This window comes from Nocardia sp. NBC_00403, assembly GCF_036046055.1.
Classification (GTDB): Bacteria; Actinomycetota; Actinomycetes; order Mycobacteriales; family Mycobacteriaceae; genus Nocardia.
Window position 1 is genome coordinate 1118298 of sequence record NZ_CP107939.1, and the last position, 22753, is coordinate 1141050.

At 62.2% G+C, this 22753-nt stretch carries 20 protein-coding genes and 2 tRNA genes; 16 read left to right on the forward strand and 6 right to left on the reverse strand.

Annotated elements, in window-relative coordinates; genetic code table 11:
- Window positions 1-296 precede the first annotated feature (296 nt).
- The 9 genes from gyrB (at window position 297) to OHQ90_RS04960 (ending at window position 12584) form a co-directional block, all read left to right on the forward strand.
- Window positions 297-2351: a DNA topoisomerase (ATP-hydrolyzing) subunit B gene (gene gyrB, locus OHQ90_RS04920; RefSeq protein WP_328407748.1), complete on the forward strand. Its 2055-nt coding sequence runs from the start codon at window positions 297-299 to the stop codon at window positions 2349-2351.
- Between the two features lie 61 nt (window positions 2352-2412).
- Window positions 2413-4929: a DNA gyrase subunit A gene (gene gyrA / locus OHQ90_RS04925; RefSeq protein ID WP_328407750.1), complete on the forward strand. Its 2517-nt coding sequence runs from the start codon at window positions 2413-2415 to the stop codon at window positions 4927-4929.
- A 38-nt stretch (window positions 4930-4967) separates the two neighbouring features.
- Window positions 4968-6089 carry a DUF3566 domain-containing protein gene (locus OHQ90_RS04930; RefSeq protein WP_328407753.1) on the forward strand — a complete coding sequence of 374 codons (1122 nt, stop codon included), beginning with the start codon at window positions 4968-4970 and terminating at the stop codon, window positions 6087-6089.
- A 133-nt stretch (window positions 6090-6222) separates the two neighbouring features.
- A tRNA-Ile gene (locus tag OHQ90_RS04935) sits at window positions 6223-6296 on the forward strand.
- Between the two features lie 664 nt (window positions 6297-6960).
- Entirely contained in the window at window positions 6961-7347 is a 387-nt protein-coding gene (locus tag OHQ90_RS04940; protein WP_328407755.1) for a hypothetical protein, read from the forward strand.
- 49 nt (window positions 7348-7396) lie between these two features.
- Complete coding sequence (locus tag OHQ90_RS04945) at window positions 7397-7741, forward strand: hypothetical protein (RefSeq protein ID WP_328407757.1); 345 nt, start codon at window positions 7397-7399, stop codon at window positions 7739-7741.
- Between the two features lie 121 nt (window positions 7742-7862).
- Window positions 7863-8174 (forward strand): hypothetical protein, encoded by a 312-nt coding sequence (locus tag OHQ90_RS04950; protein ID WP_328407758.1) that lies wholly within the window; start codon window positions 7863-7865, stop codon window positions 8172-8174.
- A 101-nt stretch (window positions 8175-8275) separates the two neighbouring features.
- Window positions 8276-10771 carry a hypothetical protein gene (locus OHQ90_RS04955; protein WP_328407760.1) on the forward strand — a complete coding sequence of 832 codons (2496 nt, stop codon included), beginning with the start codon at window positions 8276-8278 and terminating at the stop codon, window positions 10769-10771.
- A 13-nt stretch (window positions 10772-10784) separates the two neighbouring features.
- A complete protein-coding gene (locus tag OHQ90_RS04960) occupies window positions 10785-12584 on the forward strand; it encodes a glycosyltransferase family 2 protein (protein WP_328407762.1) in 1800 nt (599 codons plus the stop codon).
- Window positions 12585-12620: 36 nt separating this feature from the next.
- Here the strand turns inward: OHQ90_RS04960 and OHQ90_RS04965 are convergent, their stop codons facing one another.
- From OHQ90_RS04965 to OHQ90_RS04975, 3 genes are all read right to left on the reverse strand, one after another.
- Window positions 12621-13376, reverse strand: coding sequence for a hypothetical protein (locus tag OHQ90_RS04965; protein ID WP_328407764.1), 756 nt, complete (start codon window positions 13374-13376; stop codon window positions 12621-12623).
- Between the two features lie 262 nt (window positions 13377-13638).
- On the reverse strand, window positions 13639-14154 hold the full coding sequence (locus tag OHQ90_RS04970) for an SRPBCC family protein (protein WP_328407766.1): 516 nt from the start codon (window positions 14152-14154) through the stop codon (window positions 13639-13641).
- The gene (locus tag OHQ90_RS04975; RefSeq protein ID WP_328407767.1) at window positions 14147-14521 is read right to left on the reverse strand and encodes an ArsR/SmtB family transcription factor; all 375 of its coding nucleotides are present in this window, start codon (window positions 14519-14521) and stop codon (window positions 14147-14149) included. The genes OHQ90_RS04970 and OHQ90_RS04975 overlap by 8 nt, the downstream gene beginning before the upstream one ends.
- Window positions 14522-14569: 48 nt before the next feature.
- Here OHQ90_RS04975 and OHQ90_RS04980 point away from each other — a divergent pair, with 48 nt between their 5' ends.
- Window positions 14570-15058, forward strand: a complete 489-nt coding sequence (locus OHQ90_RS04980) for an SRPBCC family protein (protein ID WP_328407769.1) — start codon at window positions 14570-14572, stop codon at window positions 15056-15058.
- A 145-nt stretch (window positions 15059-15203) separates the two neighbouring features.
- On the opposite strand, the gene OHQ90_RS04985 is transcribed toward OHQ90_RS04980, so the two are convergent.
- Window positions 15204-15276 (reverse strand) — tRNA-Ala (locus tag OHQ90_RS04985).
- A gap of 567 nt (window positions 15277-15843) precedes the next feature.
- Between OHQ90_RS04985 and OHQ90_RS04990 the strand changes: the two genes are divergently transcribed.
- Window positions 15844-15951 (forward strand): DLW-39 family protein, encoded by a 108-nt coding sequence (locus tag OHQ90_RS04990; protein ID WP_328407771.1) that lies wholly within the window; start codon window positions 15844-15846, stop codon window positions 15949-15951.
- A 366-nt stretch (window positions 15952-16317) separates the two neighbouring features.
- Here the strand turns inward: OHQ90_RS04990 and OHQ90_RS04995 are convergent, their stop codons facing one another.
- Window positions 16318-17028: a YoaK family protein gene (locus OHQ90_RS04995; protein ID WP_328407772.1), complete on the reverse strand. Its 711-nt coding sequence runs from the start codon at window positions 17026-17028 to the stop codon at window positions 16318-16320.
- 135 nt (window positions 17029-17163) lie between these two features.
- On the opposite strand from OHQ90_RS04995, the gene OHQ90_RS05000 reads away from it, so the two are divergent.
- The 3 genes from OHQ90_RS05000 to OHQ90_RS05010 all read left to right on the forward strand — a co-directional run bounded on the left by OHQ90_RS05000 (window position 17164) and on the right by OHQ90_RS05010 (window position 20861).
- A complete protein-coding gene (locus OHQ90_RS05000; RefSeq protein ID WP_328407774.1) occupies window positions 17164-18102 on the forward strand; it encodes an acyl-CoA dehydrogenase family protein in 939 nt (312 codons plus the stop codon).
- 885 nt (window positions 18103-18987) lie between these two features.
- The gene (locus tag OHQ90_RS05005) at window positions 18988-20007 is read left to right on the forward strand and encodes an ATP-binding cassette domain-containing protein (RefSeq protein WP_328407776.1); all 1020 of its coding nucleotides are present in this window, start codon (window positions 18988-18990) and stop codon (window positions 20005-20007) included.
- Window positions 20008-20042: 35 nt separating this feature from the next.
- Window positions 20043-20861 (forward strand): ABC transporter permease, encoded by an 819-nt coding sequence (locus OHQ90_RS05010; RefSeq protein WP_328412561.1) that lies wholly within the window; start codon window positions 20043-20045, stop codon window positions 20859-20861.
- 13 nt (window positions 20862-20874) lie between these two features.
- On the opposite strand, the gene OHQ90_RS05015 is transcribed toward OHQ90_RS05010, so the two are convergent.
- Window positions 20875-21087: a hypothetical protein gene (locus tag OHQ90_RS05015; RefSeq protein WP_328407778.1), complete on the reverse strand. Its 213-nt coding sequence runs from the start codon at window positions 21085-21087 to the stop codon at window positions 20875-20877.
- 214 nt (window positions 21088-21301) lie between these two features.
- Here OHQ90_RS05015 and OHQ90_RS05020 point away from each other — a divergent pair, with 214 nt between their 5' ends.
- Both OHQ90_RS05020 and OHQ90_RS05025 read left to right on the forward strand, forming a co-directional pair.
- Window positions 21302-21829, forward strand: a complete 528-nt coding sequence (locus OHQ90_RS05020) for a peptidylprolyl isomerase (protein ID WP_328407780.1) — start codon at window positions 21302-21304, stop codon at window positions 21827-21829.
- A gap of 4 nt (window positions 21830-21833) precedes the next feature.
- On the forward strand, window positions 21834-22706 hold the full coding sequence (locus OHQ90_RS05025; protein WP_328407782.1) for a rhomboid family intramembrane serine protease: 873 nt from the start codon (window positions 21834-21836) through the stop codon (window positions 22704-22706).
- The last annotated feature ends 47 nt before the right edge of the window (window positions 22707-22753 follow it).

Sequence of the window (22753 nt, forward strand, 5' to 3'; positions counted from 1 at the left end):
AGCCGGGGCGCGGGCGACAACTCTCAGGGCAGCCGAGATGGATCGAAACCCTCGGAAGGCGGAACGGACTCGTCGTCGCTCGATTTCTCGCATCCACGGAGCCGCCAGGGGTGTCGTAGGTGCATTGTGGCTTGGGTCTACCAGTAGGATGGTGACGTAACTAGCGGCGATACCTTCGGCGCGTTCGGCACAGTCCGCGCGTGGACCCCTGAATCTCGAGCAGAAAAAGACCAGGCCCCACGTGTGCTATCCGACCGCTGTGCCGAGGATCAGCAAGTAAGGAGAGCTACCGACCAGTGGCTGCCAACGACTCCAATGAATCGGGCTCGACCAACGCGACATCGGGCAAGCAGGATTACGGTGCCTCCTCCATTACGGTCCTCGAGGGACTCGAGGCGGTCCGCAAACGGCCGGGCATGTACATCGGCTCCACCGGCGAGCGCGGCCTGCACCACCTGATCTGGGAAGTCGTCGACAACTCCGTCGATGAGGCGATGGCCGGATACGCGAGCAAGGTCCAGGTCACGCTGCTCGCCGACGGCGGCGTCGAGGTCGTCGACGACGGCCGCGGTATTCCGGTGGCCATGCACGCACAGGGTGTGCCGACCATCGAGGTCGTCATGACCCAGCTGCACGCGGGCGGCAAGTTCGACTCCGATTCCTACGCGGTGTCCGGCGGTCTGCACGGTGTCGGTATCTCCGTGGTGAACGCGCTGTCGTCCCGGTTGGAAGCCGAGATCGACCGTGACGGCTACCACTGGACCCAGAGCTACAAGGCCTCCGAGCCGGGCAAGCTGGTCCAGGGCGAACCTTCCAAGAAGACCGGAACCACGATCCGCTTCTGGGCCGATTCCGAGATCTTCGAGACCACCACCTACAACTTCGAGACGGTCGCGCGCCGCCTGCAGGAGATGGCGTTCCTGAACAAGGGCCTCACCATCATCCTCACCGATGAGCGCGTCACCGACGCCGACGTCACCGATGAGGTGGTGAGCGAGACCGCCGAGGCGCCCAAGCACGCCGACCCGAACGCGCCTGCCGCGCCGGTCGAGCACAAGGTGAAGACGCGGACCTACCACTACCCGGGTGGTCTCGAGGATTTCGTCCGACACATCAACAGGACCAAGCAGGCCATCCACAACTCTGTCGTCGGGTTCACCGGCAAGGGCACCGGGCACGAGCTCGAGGTGGCCATGCAGTGGAACTCCGGTTACTCGGAGTCGGTGCACACCTTCGCCAACACCATCAATACCCACGAGGGCGGTACCCACGAAGAGGGCTTCCGCGCAGCGCTCACCACGGTGGTCAACAAGTACGCCAAAGACAAGAAGCTGATCAAGGAGAAGGACGGCAGCCTCACCGGTGACGACATCCGTGAGGGTCTCGCCGCGATTGTCAGCGTGAAGGTCAGCGAGCCGCAGTTCGAGGGCCAGACCAAGACCAAGCTCGGCAACACCGAGGTCAAGTCGTTCGTGCAGCGCACCTGCAACGAGCATCTCGCGCACTGGTTCGAGGCCAACCCGGCCGACGCGAAGACCATCGTGAACAAGGCGGTCTCCTCGGCACAGGCGCGCGTCGCCGCCCGCAAGGCGCGCGAGTTGGTGCGTCGCAAGAGCGCCACCGACCTGGGTGGACTGCCCGGCAAGCTGGCCGACTGCCGGTCCAAGGACCCGAGCAAGTCCGAGATCTACATCGTGGAGGGTGACTCCGCCGGTGGCTCGGCCAAATCCGGCCGCGACTCGATGTACCAGGCGATCCTGCCGTTGCGCGGCAAGATCATCAACGTCGAGAAGGCCCGTATCGACCGGGTACTCAAGAACAACGAAGTCCAGTCGATCATCACCGCCTTCGGCACCGGCATCCACGACGAGTTCGACATCGGCAAGCTGCGCTACCACAAGATCGTGCTGATGGCCGACGCCGACGTCGACGGCCAGCACATCTCGACGCTGCTGCTGACGCTGCTGTTCCGCTTCATGCGTCCCCTGGTCGAGCACGGGCACGTGTATCTCGCGCAGCCGCCGCTGTACAAGCTGAAGTGGCAGCGGTCGGATCCGGAATTCGCCTACTCCGACCGGGAGCGCGACGGGCTGCTCGAGGCGGGTCTCGCCGCGGGCAAGAAGATCAACAAAGACGACGGTGTCCAGCGCTACAAGGGTCTCGGCGAGATGAACGCCAAGGAGCTGTGGGAGACCACCATGGATCCCGCGGTGCGGGTGCTGCGTCAGGTCACCCTGGACGATGCTGCCGCGGCCGACGAGCTGTTCTCCATCCTGATGGGTGAGGACGTCGAGGCGCGTCGCAGCTTCATCACCCGCAATGCCAAGGACGTTCGCTTCCTCGACGTGTAGCCGACGTGAATTGCGCTGCGTCAACGCGAATTCCACGTCCGGTTCCTAAGGAGACCTACAGATGACTGAAACCACGCTGCCACCGAACGGCGGAGCGGGCGACCGGATCGAGCCGGTCGATATCCAGAACGAAATGCAGAACAGCTACATCGATTACGCGATGAGCGTGATCGTCGGCCGCGCGCTGCCCGATGTGCGTGACGGCCTGAAGCCGGTGCACCGGCGGGTGCTGTATGCGATGTACGACAACGGCTATCGGCCCGACCGTGGGTATGTGAAGTCCGCCCGCCCGGTCGCCGAGACCATGGGTAACTACCACCCGCACGGCGACGCCTCGATCTACGACACCCTGGTCCGGATGGCCCAGCCGTGGTCGCTGCGCTACCCGATGGTCGACGGCCAGGGCAACTTCGGTTCCCGAGGCAACGACGGCGCGGCTGCCATGCGGTACACCGAATGCCGGCTGACCCCGCTCGCAATGGAGATGCTGCGGGAAATCGACCACGAGACGGTCGATTTCGTCCCGAACTACGACGGTCGCTCGCAGGAGCCGACCGTGCTGCCCGCCCGGGTGCCCGCCCTGCTGATGAACGGCAGCAACGGCATCGCGGTCGGTATGGCGACCAATATCCCGCCGCACAACCTCAACGAGTTGGCCGAGGCGATCTACTGGGCGCTGGAGAACTACGAGGCCGACGAGGAGTCGACCCTCGCGGCGTGCATGGAGCGGGTCAAGGGCCCGGACTTCCCGACCTACGGCCTCATCGTCGGTGGTCAGGGCATTCACGACGCCTACACCACCGGTCGCGGTTCGATCCGGATGCGTGGTGTCGTCGAGATCGAAGAGGACAACCGTGGGCGCACCACGATCGTCATCACCGAGCTGCCGTACCAGGTCAACACCGACAACTTCATCAACTCCATCGCGGAGCAGGTGAAGGACGGCAAGATCGCGGGCATCTCCGATATCCACGACGAGTCCTCCGACCGTGCCGGTATGCGGATCGTGGTCACCATCAAGCGCGATGCCGTGGCCAAGGTGGTGCTGAACAACCTCTACAAGCACACCCAGCTGCAGACCAGCTTCGGCGCCAACATGCTCTCGATCGTCGACGGCGTGCCGCGCACGTTGCGCCTGGATCAGATGATCCGGCTCTACGTCGAGCACCAGTTGGAAGTCATCGTCCGGCGCACCCGCTACCTGCTGCGCAAGGCCGAAGAACGGGCCCACATCCTGCGCGGTCTGGTCAAGGCGCTCGACGCGCTCGACGAGGTCATCGCGCTGATCCGGCGCTCGGCCAACACCGACACCGCGCGCACCGGCCTGATGCAGTTGCTCGATATCGACGAGATCCAGGCCACCGCCATCCTCGACATGCAGCTGCGCAGGCTGTCTGCCCTGGAACGGCAGAAGATCGTCGACGAATTGGCCAAGATCGAGGCCGAAATCGCCGACCTCAAGGACATTCTCGAAAAGCCGGAGCGCCAGCGTGCGATCGTGCGCGACGAGCTGGTCGAGATCGTCGAGAAGTACGGCGACGAGCGGCGCACCAAGATCGTGGCGAACGACGGCGACATGGCCGACGAGGACCTGATCGCTCGCGAGGACGTGGTCGTCACCGTCACCGAGACCGGCTACGCCAAGCGCACCAAGACCGACCTGTACCGCAGCCAGAAGCGCGGCGGCAAGGGCGTGCAGGGCGCGGGTCTCAAGCAGGACGACATCGTCAAGCACTTCTTCATCAGCTCGACGCACGATTGGCTGCTGTTCTTCACGAACAAGGGCCGGGTCTACCGTGCCAAGGCCTACGAGCTGCCCGAGGCGAGCCGGACCGCGCGCGGTCAGCACGTTGCCAATCTGCTGGCGTTCCAGCCGGACGAGAAGATCGCCCAGATCATCCAGATCAAGGGCTACGAGGACGCTCCCTACCTGGTGCTGGCCACCAGGAACGGCCTGGTGAAGAAGTCCAAGCTTTCGGACTTCGACTCCAACCGCAGCGGCGGCATCGTCGCGGTGAACCTGCGCGACGAGGACGAACTGGTCGGCGCCGTGCTGTGCTCGGCCGAGGACGACCTGCTGCTGGTTTCGGCGCAGGGCCAGTCGATCCGGTTCTCCGCCACCGACGAGGCGCTGCGTCCGATGGGCCGCGCCACCTCGGGTGTGCAGGGCATGCGGTTCAATGCCGACGATGAGTTGTTGTCGCTCAACGTGGTTCGCGAGGGAACCTATCTGCTGGTCGCCACCTCGGGTGGCTACGCCAAGCGCACCGCCATCGAGGAGTACACGGCCCAGGGCCGCGGTGGTAAAGGCGTATTGACTATCCAGTACGACATCAAGCGTGGCACCCTGGTCGGTGCGCTCATCGTCGACGACGAGGATGAGTTGTATGCGATCACGTCCGGAGGAGGAGTTATCCGGACGGCGGCGAAGCAGGTTCGTAAGGCTGGACGGCAGACCAAGGGCGTGCGATTGATGAACCTCGCCGATGGCGATACGTTGCTTGCTATCGCGCGCAATGCCGACGAGCCCGAATTGGTCGACGGCGACGACGACACCACCGGTTCTCCCCAGCAGTAACCCCCAGCGGCGGCAACGAACGGATCTAAGGATTCCCATTGACCACTCCGAATCAGCCGAATGACGAGCGGCACCAGACGAACGGCGTGACCGAACGGATCGCACCGTCACCGATTCCGCCTCGGCCGATCCCTCGGCCGGTCGCTTCGGCCGAGAACGGGCAGCAGGGTGGCCCGCAGGGTGGTGCCCAGCCGCATGAAATGTCCAACCAGCAGGGCGATTTCGCCTCCCAGCAGGGTGGTCCGCAGCAAGCGGCCGCGCAGCAGGGTTCGCCGCAGCAGTCGGCGCCGGAGCAGAACTCCGGCGCCGCGCGGCCCGAATCGTTCGACCAGCAGACGGCGCGGATGAACAACTCCCCAGAGTCCAAGCCGTCCAGCGGCAGCGATAAAGCACCTGGCAACGGTGGGGGCCCGTCGCCCTACCAGCAGGACGGCTGGGCGCAGTTGCCGCAGCGGGAGCCGCAGTCCAACCTGTACCGCCCCGGTCAGGCTCCGGTGACCGGTCGTCCGGGCACCGGATCGGGTGGTCTCGGCGGCGGTGGCGGTCTCGGCGGCAGCACGAGCAACGCCCGCACCACCGCCGACCTCGCGGCCAAGGCGGCCCGCAAGGAAGCGGCGATGGTGAAGTCGGTCGGCATCGACGGACCGACGCGCAGCATCGCGCGGCCGGAGCTGATCAAGGACATGCCGGACCTCTCCGAGATCCGGCATCCGCTGCCCCCGATGATGGAGTCGACGGGTCCGCAGCCGCCCATCTCGCCCGCAGTGCCTGTCGCGGTGGCCGCGGCTGTCGCCTCCGGTGAGCCGCTGCGCGCCACTGTGCAGATCCGCAGGATCGATCCATGGTCCACTTTGAAGATTTCGCTGGTGATCAGCGTGGCGATGTTCTTCGTGTGGATGCTCGCCGTCGGCCTGCTCTACATCGTGCTCGAGGGCATGGGTGTGTGGGAGCGGCTCAACAACACCTTCACCGACATGGTGTCGCAGGACAGCGGTTCGGTGGGGATGATCGACGCGGGCACGGTCTTCGGCTACGCCGGTGTCATCGGTCTGATCAACGTGGTGCTTTTCACCGCGCTCGCGACCGTCGGCACCTTCATCTACAACCAGTGCTGCGACCTCGTCGGCGGCATCCAGATAACCCTGGCCGACCCCGACTAGGGACGATTTCCAGCCGGCCGGTAGCGACCCTGCACAGGGCCGCTACCGGCCGTTTTGGTCTTCGGTAGGCCGGTAGGGTAATCTCGTGCCTCGGTTCGGTTAACAGCTTCGGCGGGGAATCAGGACTGGTTCAGGGCCTATAGCTCAGGCGGTTAGAGCGCTTCGCTGATAACGAAGAGGTCGGAGGTTCAAGTCCTCCTAGGCCCACCTACATTTCCACCTTCGAGTCACGTTACTCATTCAATGTCCGCCAGCACATGGCATCGCTCGGGTCGAGCCGAGAAGCAAGTGGTCGGATCCTGCCGCGCGATGTTGGATTGTCCGCCGCCGAACCTGCGTGATACCTGTCCCCAACAGTGGTGAGACGCCGCCAGGAATTCCCGGCGCGGTTCTAGAACCCGCGCCGATCGTCGATGCGTATGGAGCCAAGCCTGGCCGGCGGGGACTCTTCCCGATCGTGCATCATGTCTCCGATCGGGAACACGGCACTGCTGCGCATTCTCGCGTCGACCGCACCGCACCGCCGCGTCGAGCCGGGAACGATGACCGGGATTGTCGGTGCAGAAACCATTGAGCGACAGTGCATCTGTGATCAGACAGGGGAGGGCCGTGTCACCCGGTACGGGGCGGCCCGCAATGTGGTTGTCTGCTTCGAGCTGAGCCTTCGAGATGCCTGCCGACGATCGACCGCCGCGGTGCGCCGGTACCGAGGAAGCGGTGCCGAGCTTCTCAGATATGGGAAGACCGGAGAAAGCGTGAAGAATCGGAAACGTACCATCCATCGAGGAGGTGTCATGCGCAAAGAGCTGGGTGTGAACCCTAACTCACAACCGATGACCTCGCGGACCGGCATGTCTGTTCCGTTCACGTCATGCTGCCGGTTCGTCACTGGCGCGGCGGTTCTTCAGATGCTGAGGGAGTGGTAATCGTGTCGGAAGGCTGGGCCCGCGACATACACCCCGATACGGTGTCAGCGATCAAATCCGGCCGGAATGTCGTGCACACTATCGACGACATGCTGGAGCGGATCGACCGGATCCGTGCCCGGCGTCCGTCGCCAACCTCCCGGGTGATTCCCGAGGTGGACGGCCTGGGCAGGCTCACGGATATGTACATCGCCCCGGGAACGATCGCGCATGCCACGAGCAGCGAGGAGCTGGTGGCCGACATCATGGCGGCGATTCGGGAAAGCACCGACGACGCTCTGCGGCAGCACAAGATTGCTGTCCAGGAGACGACCCTGCCCCCGTTGCCATGACCGAGTCCGTAACTCGTCGGCGCGACCGACGATGCCCAGGAGTGATGCGGTGACGGATCTGGATACTTCGAGCGATGTCGGGCAAGCGCAGCCCGATTGGCGCAATCTGATCTATGAGGTGTTCAACCCTGACTACTCGGTTGGTGTGGCCTGCGACCGCAGCGGCACGATCGTCGGTCTGCATCTCGGCGACGGAGTCTGGGACAACACCGACAGCTGGCTTGCCAACGAGCTCGTCCGAGTCGCGCGGCTCGCCTATCTGAAGTCCCGGGTAGGTCGGCGTGCGGAGTTGCTGCACAACGGCGCGTGGCCGAGCATCGCCGATTCGTTGGGTTTGATCACCGAGACCGAGTACAAATTCCGGGAACAGGCCGAGTTCGGTCGAGAGGTCTGATGGTGATCGATGCGGAAACCGGACATAACGAGTCGGCTGTCCCGTCCTGGACGGATCGCTCGTCCCAAACATGGGGATGCCTAAGAATTGTTATACAGGTAGGAATGGAGGGTTCATCGTCATGAACTACTTTCAAGATTCGCAAGCGCAGCGCAAAGAGGCCGACCTCACCATCGTCGCCGGCGCAAACACCAGTGCCCAGGGCCAAAGCGATCCGGAATGGGGTCGTAAGTGCGAGGAGATGTACGGCAAGGGCGCCAACGCGTTCAAGGTATTCGGCGAGCAGTACATGGACGATCGTAAGATCGGCTACACCACAACGGGTGATGGCCTGACCGATTCGGGTTACATACGGCACGACAGCACGAATGCATTCGAGTCTCATGATGGCGAGGCGGGCCAAGTGGTACGGAAGACGATACCCGGGGCGTGAGTCCGTAGTGAGCTTCCGGTTATCTGTGGAGAAGGATTAAGTATGGTTGTTCCCGGTTTGCGAATGGTTCGCCGCCACCTGTGTGATCGGGGGCTGCACTGATGGTTTCTAAAGACGAAGAAAAGAAGAAGGCGGAGCTAAACGGCAAGGCGGACATCAAGGGCGGTGTCCTGAATTGGGAAGACAGAATTCATGAAGGGAATTGGCTTTATTCCAAGAATGAAAAGTACCGGATGGGTATGCTGGATGGCCGAATGGTCATCCAGGAATACCCAAGCGGAAATATAATTCAGGAGCGTGGAGATAGGTTCAGTGGTGCCACGCATCTGCGATTCGAAGATCAAGATCAAGATGGTTCTGAAACCAGGCTCGAGTTTCATAACGACGACGAAGACGACAACGAAATCGGCGATGGGGTTTCGAATCCTGATCAGGATAATAACAATCGCGGTGCTGCCTGGAGAGAAAACTGGGACGACGTCAATGCGGATATGCCGACCCAGTACATTCTCACGAATGACGGCCAGCTTCTTGCAATAAAGAACCGGGTCCCGGAAGGTTGGGACGGGAATTACAACGGCCAAGACCCTAATGTCATATGGCGCCAGGAAAAAACTGACGACGCCCTCAAGCGGGATTACCTCCGTAACGACGGAGGGGATATCAACAAATTCGAAGCTGGCGACAAGCTATCGAGATTCCCGCTGGAATTCAAAGTGCCACCAGGAAAGATTTCATCCGATCTGGATCTGTTCATTAAAGCTTACAACTTTCAGTTGAAAAACTTGATGCATCAGTTGGGTACGGGAAGGAGCGACAAAGCCAGTTATGATAGTTTCCTTTCTCCGAAAGAAAAAGACAAAGACAAAAATAATCGCGATGACAATATCGACGCGGATTTCGTCAAGAATCTAGCGACGCAAGGCGTTGGTGTAGGCGTGACTACGCAAAAGTACACCGAAAATCTCGGAAAACTTGGGCAGATAAAATCGTACTGGCAGGCGGCCGATGCCCTTTTTGATTCAAAAGAAGATAAGCTCTTTGTAGGTAACGAACAGTACTATAAGTCTATGTACAATGCGGTGCATACGGCCCATGAAAGTATCTGGAACCAGCTTGTAACCGGGCAGGCCTACGATAAAAACAAAGACTTCAACCCTGATACGCTAAAGGTAGACGAAAAAGGCGTTGCGACCAGCGAAAATGGCGTAAAAGTAGTTGATGAATACAAAGCCGGTGGCATCCAGAACGTTGCCGAGGAATTTCCAATTTATGGGATAATAAAGCAGGCGGTCCAGCACTGCGTGGATCAGGTTACGGCGTATACGGATTTTGTTGCGAGCCTCCCTGCGGATTTGAAGCCCCCAGCCCCCGCAACCCCCGCCTCGAGTACCGACTCGGATACCGATAAAACCGATCCCGCTAAAGCCGCTGCCGATAAGGCTATAAAGGAAGCTAACGATAGGGCTGCCGCCGCTGAAAAAGACGCGAAGGAAGCCAACGATAGAGCCGCCGCCGCTGAAAAAGCCGCAAAGGAAGCTGCCGCCAAAACCCCCGGGCCAGCTCAACCGGCGGTCAATCCCATCATTCCGGCCAATAATCAGCAGCAGCCGGGCCAGCAGCAGCAGCCGGGCCAGCAGCAAAATCTGACTTCTTCTGACCTCAGTGCTATAAAGCCGGTTGTGGATACGGGCACCGGCACAGAAACCGGCACAGAAACCGGCAAAGAAACCGGCACAGATACCGGTACGGGCAAGGGCACCGGCAGCACGTCGGAGACCCCGGGCGTCGATGCAATTCTGGCGGAGTTGAAGAAGCCCATAGGAAATAGTTCGGGGAACAACACGCCCGCCAACACCGGCAATGTCCAGCCCCCCGCTAGCCAGATGCCTTTCGATCCGTCGACGCTGATGCTCGCGAACGCTATGCAGCCCAAACACGACATGCAGCAGGGCGACGGCCTCAGCAGTAAAGATCGTCGGGAATTCGAAGAGTTCAAAGACGAAAAACGTCGCAACGCGCAAGCCGGCGGACCCGCTACCGCCACACCCGCGGTTCAGACGACTCCTCCCGGTGTGACCGCACCCGCCAATGTCGGCACGCCGCCGCCGGTTGCGGCACCGGGCGCATCGGTGGACTTCCCGCTGCCGGACAAATCGACCGTTCAGGTTCCCTCGTCGGTCGCGGAGGCTTTGCAGAAGCAGATACAGAACCCAGCCATCGATGCGGCAGTGGCATACGCAGGTACCCCGGGTGAGAACAAGGGGAATTGGACGCCTGTCGACCCCAACTCCGGCAACATGACGTCGGGCGATACGGTGCTGTACGTGAGCCCTGACGGTCAGCAGCACTACGCGATGGTCGTCAAGAACCAGAACGGCTATTTCATTCTGGACGGCGGCAACCTCGTTCCCCTCCCCGATCTCAACAGCCCCCCGCTGACCGATAAATACGGGGAATCCAGAGGCTTCTGGCATCCGTCCGGTTTGGATGCCGCCGCAGTTCCGGACCCCGCTTCCGCTGAGCCACCGCCGCCGGTAGTGAGTCAGACGCTGCCCTCGGGCCCGCCGCCGGTCACGCCACCTAAGCAGATCTGATCGGACGGAGCAGTTGACTACTAAGCAGGATATCGTCATCGGTGCGGTGACGGGATATTCCTGGGCTGATGTCGAGGCGTGGGCTACGAGCCTCGTGACGAGTGGGTTCACCGGTTTGGGTGTCGTCATCGTGTACGACCGTGATCGCGCCGGTGATCTCATTGCCGAGAACTTGGAATCGCTGGGGCTGTACCCGGTACGGATGCCACTTCGTGGCAGCGTGTACAACCAGCGGTTCGAAGACATCGCCCACGTGCTACAGACGTACGTGAATTCACTGAGATACGCCGTCATCACCGACGTACGCGATGTGTACTTCCAATCGGATCCGATCGAGTGGCTGGAAGACCACCTCGAGCGGCCCTTTCTCGCCGTCAGCGAGTCGGTGCGATACGCCGACGAGGAGTGGAATCGGGACAATCTGCGAAACAGTTTTCCGGCATATTTCGACCGTCTGCGATCGAAGGCGGTCTGCAATGTCGGAGTCCTTGCAGGTCAGGCCGGCATGGTGGCAGATTTATGTCTCGCTGTCTCGCGGATAGCCGAGTCGGCAGGTGTGCCCGTCGCGGACCAGAGCGGGTATAACCTGCTGCTCGATATGGAACCGTATCGTTCGGCCGTACAGTTCGTGGCGTCGGAGGATGGGTTCGCCTGTCAGGCGGGCACGATCGCAGACCCTCTCAAGATCGAAAAACTGCGCCCGTTTCTGTTGGAGCCCGAGCCGAAACTGGATGCGGGCGGCGTGCAAACAGCTGCTGGCAAGCTGTATCCGATTGTGCATCAATATGATCGGGTGCCGGAGTGGAATCAGGCGCTGCGGAGGCGACTCGAATCGGAGCCCGTATCGGATGCGCTGGATGTGGTTCGGAGAACACACGCCGAGCGTTCTGCCGCGTATCGACCCGGTCTGCCCTATATTCTCGGGGATTCCGACGGCGCATCAATCCTCGAGGTGGCAAGTACCTTCGGCGTGCCGCAGGAAAAGTCATCGATACAGCTGTTTTCGGCTATACCTGCGCACACTCCGATCGACAATGGCGAGCCTGCCCCGCGAGTCAGCGTGGTCTGCCCGACCTACCTGCGATCGGATTTTCTACGCAAAGTCGTCCAGTACTACTGTGCACAGACTTTCGATGGTGGGATGGAAATGATCATCCTCGACGACAGTCCAGAGCCGGTCGACTTCTTGGACGACGATTTGTGTCGCCAGTATCGAATTCGCTACATTCATATTGAGAAAAATCGAATGACGCTCGGCGATAAGCTCAATCTGATGACCCAGTTGGCTCGCGGTGAGATTATTGTAGAGTTCGACGATGACGACTACTATGCTCCGCAGTATGTCGAGCGCATGGTCGAATACCTCGGTGACGCCGACTTCGTCACGTTGAGCGGATGGTTCGCATACGATCCCGAAAACAAAGGGTTCTACTACTGGGCGCAGGATGTAATCTCCCCAACCCATTTTGTATTATCGCCGTCGAAACCAGCCTATCCGGTGTCGACGACTGGATGGGATTCGGACTGGGCATACGGAAATATTTGGGGCTACGGCTTTTCGTTCGTGTGGCGGAAATCAACCTACCCCGAGGTGGAAGTTCGCGGCTACCCACCGGAGGGATACTACTGCGATCTAGACTTCACCCTCAGGCTGCAGCGAGCCGGATTCAAAACCGTCTGCGCACCCGATACCGAAGGTATTGTGCTGCACATTCTGCATCCCAGAAGCAGCGTGGGGATGCTTCCGCAGTATGTGCTGCCCGATTTTCTGATCGAAAAGTACTTCCCGTTGTACGCGGAAGAAGAAGTATGACAGGCGGGCCATAAGTCATCCGACTGGCCGCTGGTGTCAGCCGGCCAGGTTGATGCCTGCATCTGCATCGACCTGGCCGTTGTCCAGTGTGTCAAAACTCGCTTTGTGCGGTGTGAAGTTGAATTCGTAGCTGCTGTAGCGATTTCTGCTGCTACCCGCATCTTCCCAGGTGAATCCGTACTTTCCGACGTGTTCGAGGCGGATCTGGGTATCGGCGTAGATGGCCAAGCCGCTGCGGCGAGCTCGTTCGCAGAACGAGAAATCTTCGCCGAGATACCAATGGCCCTCGCCATGCGGGATAATCATCGGTAGGAAGTACGGCACGATGGTTTGTTCGAACTGTTCATTGCAGACGGGGAGATTCTCGTGGTCGGCGATCTTCTCGTAGACAGTTCGTTTGGTGTACAGGAAACCGCCGGCCGCGTATCGGATCTCCATCGCGCCGCCGCCTATGCCGAATATGATTTTTTCGGTATCCGGCAACAGGCTGCAGACAAGTTCGCGTGATCTCTTCTTGGCGTAGATACCGGAAACTATGGGCAGGCCGTGGGACCGCAACATCTCTACGGCTTCGGGCTGGAAGCCGATGTCCGAATCAATCCACATCAGTTCTTCGTAGCCCTCCGCCAAAGCCTCTGTGGCAATTCGGCTGCGCGCCTGGTCGATCGCGGAGGCGCCGTATACCCGCCATATCGGATAACCGAGCCTTTCGAGCGCGGACAGACCCGTTGCGCAGGCGGGCTCGATGTAGTCGTGTACAGGTACCAGCACAACGCAGCGGGACGGATCCATTTCTTCATTTCTCCATCTAGCAAGGGTTCACATTCGAGGGCAACAGTACCCGGCAAACGGAGATCGGCCGTCGATGGGAAGCGGCTATTCAGCGCAATAGCGTTGTGCTATAGATTGGTTCGTCAGTGGCGACGCTCTAGGGGTGCCGGATTCGCTCACGACCGCGAGAACGATCGGCACGGCTGTTCCGGCGGTGGCAACGAGCGTAGGCACTCCATCGACGTATTGCAGGCTCAGCGTATCGGCACCGTTACTTTGCAGGCTAGGGGAGTGTGGCGTCGTATCGGCTTTGGAGTGCGGCGATTTTTGGCCAGAATTTGTCGGGCGCACGTTGTTCGAGGCGGGCTTGCAGGATGTCGAGGTGTGTGTGCCAGCCGGAGGCGATGTTGATCATTTCCCCGCGGGTAGGGAGCTTGGTGTGGGTGACGGTGAGCCGTACTTTCTCGCCGGCCTGCTCGAGTGTGAACGTAACTTCGGAATCTGCGAGATCGCCGCTGGTGCTCCAGGTGTGGCGCAGCCGGTGCGGCGGATCCCATTCGAGTACCTCGCCGTGTCTGCGGTCGGCGATATCGGTCGCCTTACCTTCGCCGGTGAGCTCGTGGATGCGAAAGACGTGTTCGATGCGGCCGCCGGTGTGTGGTTCCAGCAGGCCGCCGGCCAGCCAAGTCGCGCGCTTGTCGACGTCTGTCAGGTAGATCCAGACCCGTTCGATCGGTCCGGGTAGCAGCCGTTCGACGCGAATCGTGGTTGTGTCGACGACCTCGCCGTACTCACTCATCGTGTTCCTCCTGTCGCAGCGCGGTTTCCAGTGCATCGAGGCTGTCGTTCCAGAACCGTTCGTAGAAGCGCATCCACTCGGCACCTTGCTCGAGCGGGCGTGCGTCGAGCCGGCACATGTGCGTGCGCCCCTGCACCATACGACGCACGAGACCAGCGCGTTCGAGCACCTTGATGTGCTTCGACGCAGCGGCGAGCGAGATATCGAACGGTGCTGCCAGTTCGCCGACACTGTGCTGACGTCGGGCGAGGCTGTGCAGCATCGAACGGCGTGTGGAGTCCGCTAGCGCGTGAAACACGATGTCGAGCTGATCTCCAGGATTCCCAACCACAAGGTTGAATCTTACTCCCACTCGAGATACATTCAACCTATCGGTTGAATATTTCCGATTCCCCTCTACTTCGATGGAGAACCCATGACTGAACAGAGTTTCACAACGACGATCTCGGTGGATCGAGCCGCGAAGGTGGCTTTCGACGCTGTGCTCGACGTGCGCGGCTGGTGGTCGAAAGCGCTTGTCGGGAGCACCGAAAACCCTGGTGACGTGTTCACATACGAAGTTCCGGGCGTGCACCGCAGCACTATGGAGGTGGCTGAGGTGGTACCGAACGAACGGGTTGTCTGGCGGGTGCTGGATGCGTGGATGGATGGTGTCGAGGATCCGACCGAATGGAACGGCACGCAGGTACAGTTCGAGATCACCGAGTCCGGCGCCACCACCGAGCTGCGTTTCACCCACTTCGGCCTGGTGCCGAAGTTCGAGTGCTTCGACGCCTGCCGCAAAGGCTGGAGTTTCTATGTCGACACGAGCCTGCGCGATCTGATTGCCACCGGGACCGGCCGGCCCGACGAGGACCCGCAAGCGATCGCGCTGTCGGCGGAGAAAGCCGCAGCGGCTTCCTGATAGCTGATCCTGTGCCATCATGCGTGGCCGCATGGTGCCGTCCACCCAGGGCAGTGACCATCCAGCCACGACGACGGCACAACCGGAGAGTGGGCACAGGTTGGGGCAAGATTGCGAATCTTGCCTCTGACCTGCGTCTTTGCTGTGGAGCCTAGGGGAATCGAACCCCTAACCCCTGCCTTGCAAAGGCAGTGCTCTGCCAATTGAGCTAAGGCCCCTTCACCGCTCATCGCGGCACGCAATCCATGAATGCGCCCTCGGAACGTTACCTGCCAACGGTTCGCAGCGTCAAAACAGCCTGCTGCCGAGCGGCGGGTTTATCGAGTGATATATCTGACATATCGCTCATATGTGCAGGTCAGGAGGATTTTGACGGCTTGGTGTCGTCGGCGATTCGGCCGCCGGCGCGTGCTTCGAGGGTTGCGGCGCCGCGCCCGGTTGTCGGTATCCGAGTTCGGGTAAACAACCAGCGATGCCTTTCGTGAGTCGCCCTCGCGGCTCGGGTATCACGCGGGCGAGGTCGTAGGCACCTTCGTCGGGGTATCGACCGGGTCAACGGCGTGGTCGCTCATCGGCGTGGTCGCCGCCGAGCGCGAAACCATAAACGGTGCTGGGAGATTCGCACCGTCACATGATGGGAACGCGTTGTCTTTGCGGGGGCATTGCCGAGGATCAGCCTGGTTGGGCCATTCGTACCAGCTGACCAGTCGCGGCCACGCCGGTCCAGCCGTCCCCGGCGCAACGTCTCCTGGGCTCACCCTGAACACCGCAGTACGCTGGGAGCCATGAAACTTCTTCTGACGGTCGGTGTTGTGGTCGCGGTTCTCATCGGAATCACCAAGCTGCGGAAGCGGGACGATGCAGACCTGTGGAAAGAGGTGACCACCCGCTGATCGCGGGTAACCGATCACCGGGCCCTCAGCTCGATCGACAAAGTGGCCGGAGTCAGGGTTCGGACACCGGACTCGACAACCAGAGGCGAGCGCTCTAGCAGAGCGTTCGCCTTTTCTTTGGCGTGTCGTTGTCGGCGCTTCTCATCGCGCCGTTGCTGGTGTCGCTCATCGCGTCGTTGTTGGGAGCATGCATCGTTGCTATGTGGGACGTTGCCTGACCTATCCAGTGGCGACTTATATCGCCGCCATTTGGTAGATGAGCCGAATCCATTTGTGCCGCTTTCTTTCCCGCATGTGGCGACCAGTTGTTTGTGCGGAGTTGTGTGCGCCGGCCGCCGCTCTGGGCGCTGCCTTTGTTTCGGGCCGTCACGTTTCCTTCGGCGGTCCGTGGCGGTCCAGGTGCAGGTAGGTGTAGCAGGTGACGATGAGGCAGACGAAGGTGGCGGTGATCAGCATCGCCCAGCCTGCGACAACGAGGCTGAACAGACCGCCGAGCAGTGCGCCGAGTGCGAATGCCAGGTAGAGCAGGAAGTAGCCGAGCCAGTCGGCGTAGGTGCCGCCGCTGAGGTGGCGTTCGAAGCCCTGCGCCATTTTGACGAGCGTGCCGGTGACATAGCTCAGCGGAATCGATACTTCGTCGTTCTTGACGAACGAGGTGTTGAGCGCGCCGACACCGAAGGCGACGAACAGGATCGGGACGAGGTCGATCTTGTCGGTGTCCAGCGCCTGGTAGATCCCGATGTCGGCGATCGAGGCCATGGCGAGGCTCGCGGTGGTGAGCAGGGTCGGGCCGTGCGGATGACCGGACCAATAGCGCCTGCGGCACCAGGAGGCGACCACCACGCCGGACAGGAACGACACCAGTAGCAGGGTCGCCGCGACCGCCATGTCGGGCTCGTGGTGGAAGTAACCGAGAACCGCGCGCTCGGTGTTGCCTGTCATGAAGGTGACGAAGTAGCCGGCGGTGTGCATGAATGCCGCCGCGCCGATCAGTCCGGCCAGCCCGGCGAGCACCCACGACAGTCTGGCTTTGGCATCGTATAGCGCTCTTCTACGGTCTTCGTCCAGTTCGGACACAGGTCGAGCTCCTTTCGAAGCGGTCGGGCCACTCAGTGATACCTGCTGATCCTGTGAATAGCCCGGTGCACCGCCGCGTGATTTGCTGAGATGTGGCCCTGCCGAGAGCATTCGACCCGGGGGTACCGTGCAGGCGTGGATTCAGTGCTCGACTACCTGCTGACCGAAGCCGTCGATCCGGCGCCCATCGACACCATCGCGGACGCGTGGTCCAGGCATCGAGCGGTCGCACCTCGGTTCGCCACGCCGGTGGATGTGGCGATCGCGGGCGGGTTCGGCGCCGACCGCCTTGGTTTCGCGTTCCTGTCCGGTTATCAGGAGGCGTTGCGGACACTGATCGCCGACCTGCCCGCCGACGAACTGGTCGCGGTGTCGGCGACCGAGTCGGGTGGCGCGCATCCATCGGCGATCCGTACGGCGCTCGCGGAGACCGACGGCCGCTGGTCGGTGCATGGCACCAAGTCGTTCACGACGCTCGGCATCATGGCGCAGCGGCTGGTGGTGATCGGCAGTTCGGGTGAATCGCCGGACGGCCGCAACCGCCTGCACGCGGTGCTGGTGGATGCGGACGAGCCGGGTGTGCGGGTGACGAACCTGCCCGCGGTCCCGTTCGCCCCCGAGATTCCGCACGCCACAGTGACATTCACCGACGCCGCGGCGCGGATGCTGCCGGGGGACGGCTACCTGGACTACCTCAAACCCTTCCGGACCATCGAGGACATTCATGTGCTTGCCGCGGCGCTCGGCTGGCTGATCCGGGTCGCCCGCGAGTCCGGGTGGCCGCAGCCGGTGGTGCAGCGGCTGCTTGCCGCGGTAGCGGCCGTGCGCGGTCTCGATATCGACCGGCCCAGTTCGCCCGGCGTCCACGTCGCACTCGGCGGCGCGTTCGAACTTCTCGACCGGCTGTTGGCGGAACTGGAACCGCTGTGGGAGAGCGCGGCCCCAGTCGTCATGGCGCGCTGGGAGCGCGATCGCCCGCTGCTTGCGACGGCCGGAAGGGTACGGGCGCAACGGTTGACGGCTGCCTGGCGTTCGCTGGCTGCCGAGGCGGAACACCGCAGCTCAGCGAGCTGACCTGGCCTGGAAATGGGGAGCGGGCCTCGGCGAAGGGGGGGAGTTAGCCGAGGCCCGCGTAAGGTCGGCCCGGGGGGGAGGGGCCGACGAGAACGATCCTACGCGATGATCCGCGATTCTGGGTGCGTGGGGACCGCCACTTTCCAAGATTTTTGGGGTTGGCTTATTGGGCTGCGGAATGCGGGCCGAGCGCCCGACCGGAGGGTGTCGATCGGCCCCGGGTAAGCGATGGCTTACTGTTTGCCAAAACTGTTGTTGTACAGGAAGTTACGTTGCTGCTGTTGGCGCTGACCCGCCATTACGGCGTGCTTTCAGAAAACATTCCGACCGGTCTCCGTGTGTCATGGATCGCGCGCCCGGGACGTTCCGAGGCGGTGTCGCGCCGGATGTGCCGCGTGTCGCGGCAGCGGGAAAACGGGGCGGCCCAGCACGCGCGGCGACAGAGTATGTCGTACCCCGATGCGAACATGTGTTCGTGCGAATCGCAGCCTGCCGTAGTGGTGGGAAAACAGCCGAACACGGTGACCCACCAGCCCGCTTCCTACCTTCCACGCCGGCGGATCCGCGCCGAGACGAGTACTGCGCACGGCCGAATCGGGTAGCGGGCTACGCGCGATCGAGCAACGAGACGGGCGGGATGATCGAACCGGTCGCATCCCGATCCGGCACCCCCGAGCACCGCCTTGGCCGGGATGCGGCCTCTTCTTTTTTCTCCGGTCCGACTCGGTTCGACCGAGCTGTCGGCAAATCGGATGAAATTGTCGGTGCCCACCGCAATACTGACTCGAGTATCGGTCGGTTACCGGTTCAGCGAATTCGACTCGGCACCGCGGGCCGGCGTCATCAGAAATCCGACATCGACAACTCACGAACGTCAGGAGAATCATGCCCGACGCAATAGTCGCCGAGGGTCTGGTCAAACGCTACGGCCGGCTGGTCGCCCTCGATGGCCTCGACCTATCGGTGCCGGAGGGCACCGTGACCGCACTGCTCGGACCCAATGGTGCAGGTAAGACCACCACGGTCCGAGTGCTCACCACACTGCTGATACCGGATGCGGGCCACGCGACCGTCGCAGGCATAGACGTACTGCGCAATCCGCAAGCGTTGCGGTCGCGAATCGGAACGTCGGGTCAGTATGCGGCCGTCGACGAATATCTCACCGGCTTCGAGAATCTGGAAATGGTGGGACGTCTCTATCACATGGGCGTGCAGCGCAGTAAGGAGCGCGCTCGCGAACTACTCGATCGATTCCGGCTCACCGACGCGGCAGATCGGCCCGTCAAAGGTTACTCGGGCGGTATGCGGCGCAGGCTCGACCTGGCAGGCGCGCTGGTAGCGAATCCGCCGGTGTTGTTCCTCGACGAGCCCACCACCGGCCTGGATCCCCGGGCGCGTCTCGACCTCTGGGATGTCATCGAGGAATTGGTCGCAGGCGGAACCACGTTGCTGCTCACCACGCAGTACATGGAGGAGGCCGACCGGCTGGCCGACGCCATCGCGGTGATCGACCATGGCAAGGTCATCGCTCGCGGCACCGCGGACGAGCTGAAGACCCTGGTCGGCGGCGACCGTATCGAGCTCACCGTCGATCATGCCGACAACCTCGCGACCGCGCAGCAGGCGCTGCAGGGTCTCGCCGACGGCGAGATCCATCTCGAGCCCGGCTTGCGCCGGATCACCGTTCCGGTCAGCGACGGCTCGCAGGCGCTAGTCGACGCCATCGGCTTGCTGACCCAGCACAACGTGCAGATCCACGATGTCGGTCTGCGGCGTCCCTCGCTCGACGACGTCTTCCTGACCCTCACCGGGCACGAGGCCGAGGAGTTGATCAACGGCGACGGTTCCGTCGCATCAGGTAAGCGCGGGGACCGGCTCGAAGCGACGGAAGGAAAGATCCGATGACCGCGGCGACAACGGCGCCCGAACCCAGCATCTCGATGCCCGTCGGTGAACGACTATCGATCGTGTTCACCGACAGCGTGACCATCGCCAAACGCAATGTCATCAAGATCAAGCGTGTGCCCGATGTGCTGATCTTCTCGACGCTATCGCCGATCATGTTCGTGTTGCTGTTCGCCTACATTTTCGGGTCGGCCATCGAGGTGCCCGGCATGTCGGGCGGCTATCGGGAGTTCTTGATCGCGGGCATCTTCGCGCAGAGCGTGGTGTTCGGCGCGACCTTCACCGGAGCCGGTCTTGCCGAGGATATGCAGAAGGGCATCATCGACCGATTCCGGTCGTTGCCGATGGCGCCGTCGGCGGTGCTGGTCGGCCGGACGCTGAGCGATGTGGTGATCAACGTGGTCAGCCTCGTGGTGATGTCGCTGACCGGTCTTGTCGTCGGCTGGCGGATCCGCGGTTCGTTCCTCGACGCGGTGCTGGCGTACGTGCTGTTACTGCTGTTCGCCTATGCGGTGTCGTGGATCATGGCCGTCGTCGGACTGCTGGTCCGGGCGCCGGAGGTGTTCAACAACGCCAGCTTCATGGTGATTTTCCCGCTGACATTCCTCGCCAACACATTTGTGCCGCTGGAGAACCTGCCGACCGTGCTGCGGGTATTCGCCGAATGGAATCCGGTGTCCGCGGTCACCCAGGCCACTCGCGAACTGTTCGGCAACACCAGCCCGATGGCGCCGCAATCGGACGCCTGGTCGATGCAGCATCCGGTGGTGACGACGCTGGCCTGGGTGGTGATCATCCTGCTCGTGTTCATCCCGCTGGCTCTGCGTCAGTACCAGCGGACCGTGAGCCGCTGACCGAAAGCCGAGATCAGCGACCGTTTTCCGCGCCGGCCTCCGCCAAGGGAGTCGGCGCGGAGCCATTGCGGGAGTATCCGATCCGCGGCGGTGCCGGGGCCGGCTCCTGGGCCTGCGGTCGCTTGCTGCGCACCAGCCAGGCCACGCCACCCGCCAGTGCGACAAGGGTCGCGACCAATAGCCGGTTACGAGTACGTGCAGATACGTGAAGGCGCCCCAAGCTCATTCGACCACTCTGGCACAACCCCGCGATTCGCGCAGAATTGCAACGATGACGACTTGTCTCGGTGGTACCCGGGGTAACTCACCAGGTATGCCCAGAGATCTGCCCCGCATTCAACCGCCGGCCGCAGCGGAACGTTCGGCGCGCTTGCAGATCGGCAAAAAGACGTGGAGCCCGGTTCCCTGCGCAGTCGCCTGAGCGTGGCACGATGGGCGGCGTGACCTCACCGAATCAGACCGCTGTTGCGACGGTGCACACCAACCACGGTGACATCAAGATCTCGCTCTTCGGCAACCATGCTCCGAAGACGGTGCGGAACTTCGTCGGCCTCGCCGACGGCACCGCCGAGTACACAACGGAGAACGCGAGCGGTGGAACCTCCGGACCGTTCTACGACGGCGCGGTCTTCCACCGGGTGATGGACGGCTTCATGATCCAGGGCGGCGACCCGACCGGCACCGGTCGCGGTGGACCCGGCTACGAATTCGGTGACGAATTCCACCCGGAACTGCGCTTCGACCGCGGCTACCTGTTGGCGATGGCCAACGCGGGACCGGCGACCAACGGGTCGCAGTTCTTCATCACCGTAGGCCCGCAGCCGCACCTGAACCGCAAGCACACGATCTTCGGCGAGGTCGTCGATCCGGATTCGCGCAAGGTCGTCGATGCCATCGCCACCACGCCGACCGATCGCAACGACCGTCCGAAGGAACCTGTCGAAATCTCGAAGATCACGATCGAATAGACCGATGAACGCTCAGCCGCCCGCACCGACCTGTGTGCGCCACCCCGATCGCCCGACGGGCCTGGCCTGCACGCGCTGTGGGCGGCCCGCTTGCCCCGAATGTCTGCGACCCGCCGCCGTCGGCCAGCACTGCGTCGACTGCCTGCGCCAGGAGCAGCGCGATGTGCGCCAGGTGCGGACAGTCGCGGGTGCGCCCGCCGCACAGAAACCGATTCCTTACGTCACCTATGCGCTGATCGCGGTGAATGTGCTGGTGTTCGCGGTGACCGCGGCCCAGTCGCGCAGCCTGGTGGACAACTACAACGGGTCTCAGCTGTTCCGGCGCTGGGTACTGGTTCCGCACCTCGTCGCCGACGGTGACTGGGTGCGCGTGATCGGATCGGGGTTCCTGCATTACGGCCCGATCCATCTGATGCTCAACATGTTCGCGCTGTATGTGGTCGGCCGGGATGCCGAGCTGGTGCTCGGACGGCTGCGCTATCTCGCGGTCTATCTGGTCTCGCTGCTCGGTGGGTCCGCGGCCGTGATGGTTCTCGCGCAGAACAGTGCGACAGCCGGTGCGTCCGGTGCGGTGTACGGCCTGTTCGGTGCGATCACGGTGATCCTGATCCGATTGCGGCAGAACCCCAATCAGATGTTGATCCTCATCGGCATCAACATCTTCATCAGCTTCTCGCTGCCCGGCATCTCCATGTGGGGCCACCTCGGTGGTCTGAGCGCGGGCACCCTTGCGACACTCGGCATCCTGTTCCTCCCGGCCTGGCTGCGCGCGAAATCACAGGAGACCGCGGGCCTCATCGGCTGGCTGGCGATCGCCGTGCTCGCAGTCGTCGCGCTCTCGGTGACCGGTGTTGTAGCGGCATCGCTCGCCGCCTGACGGGCCCCGCACTGTCCGGCTTCACGTGAAACGGCGCTGCTACCGCC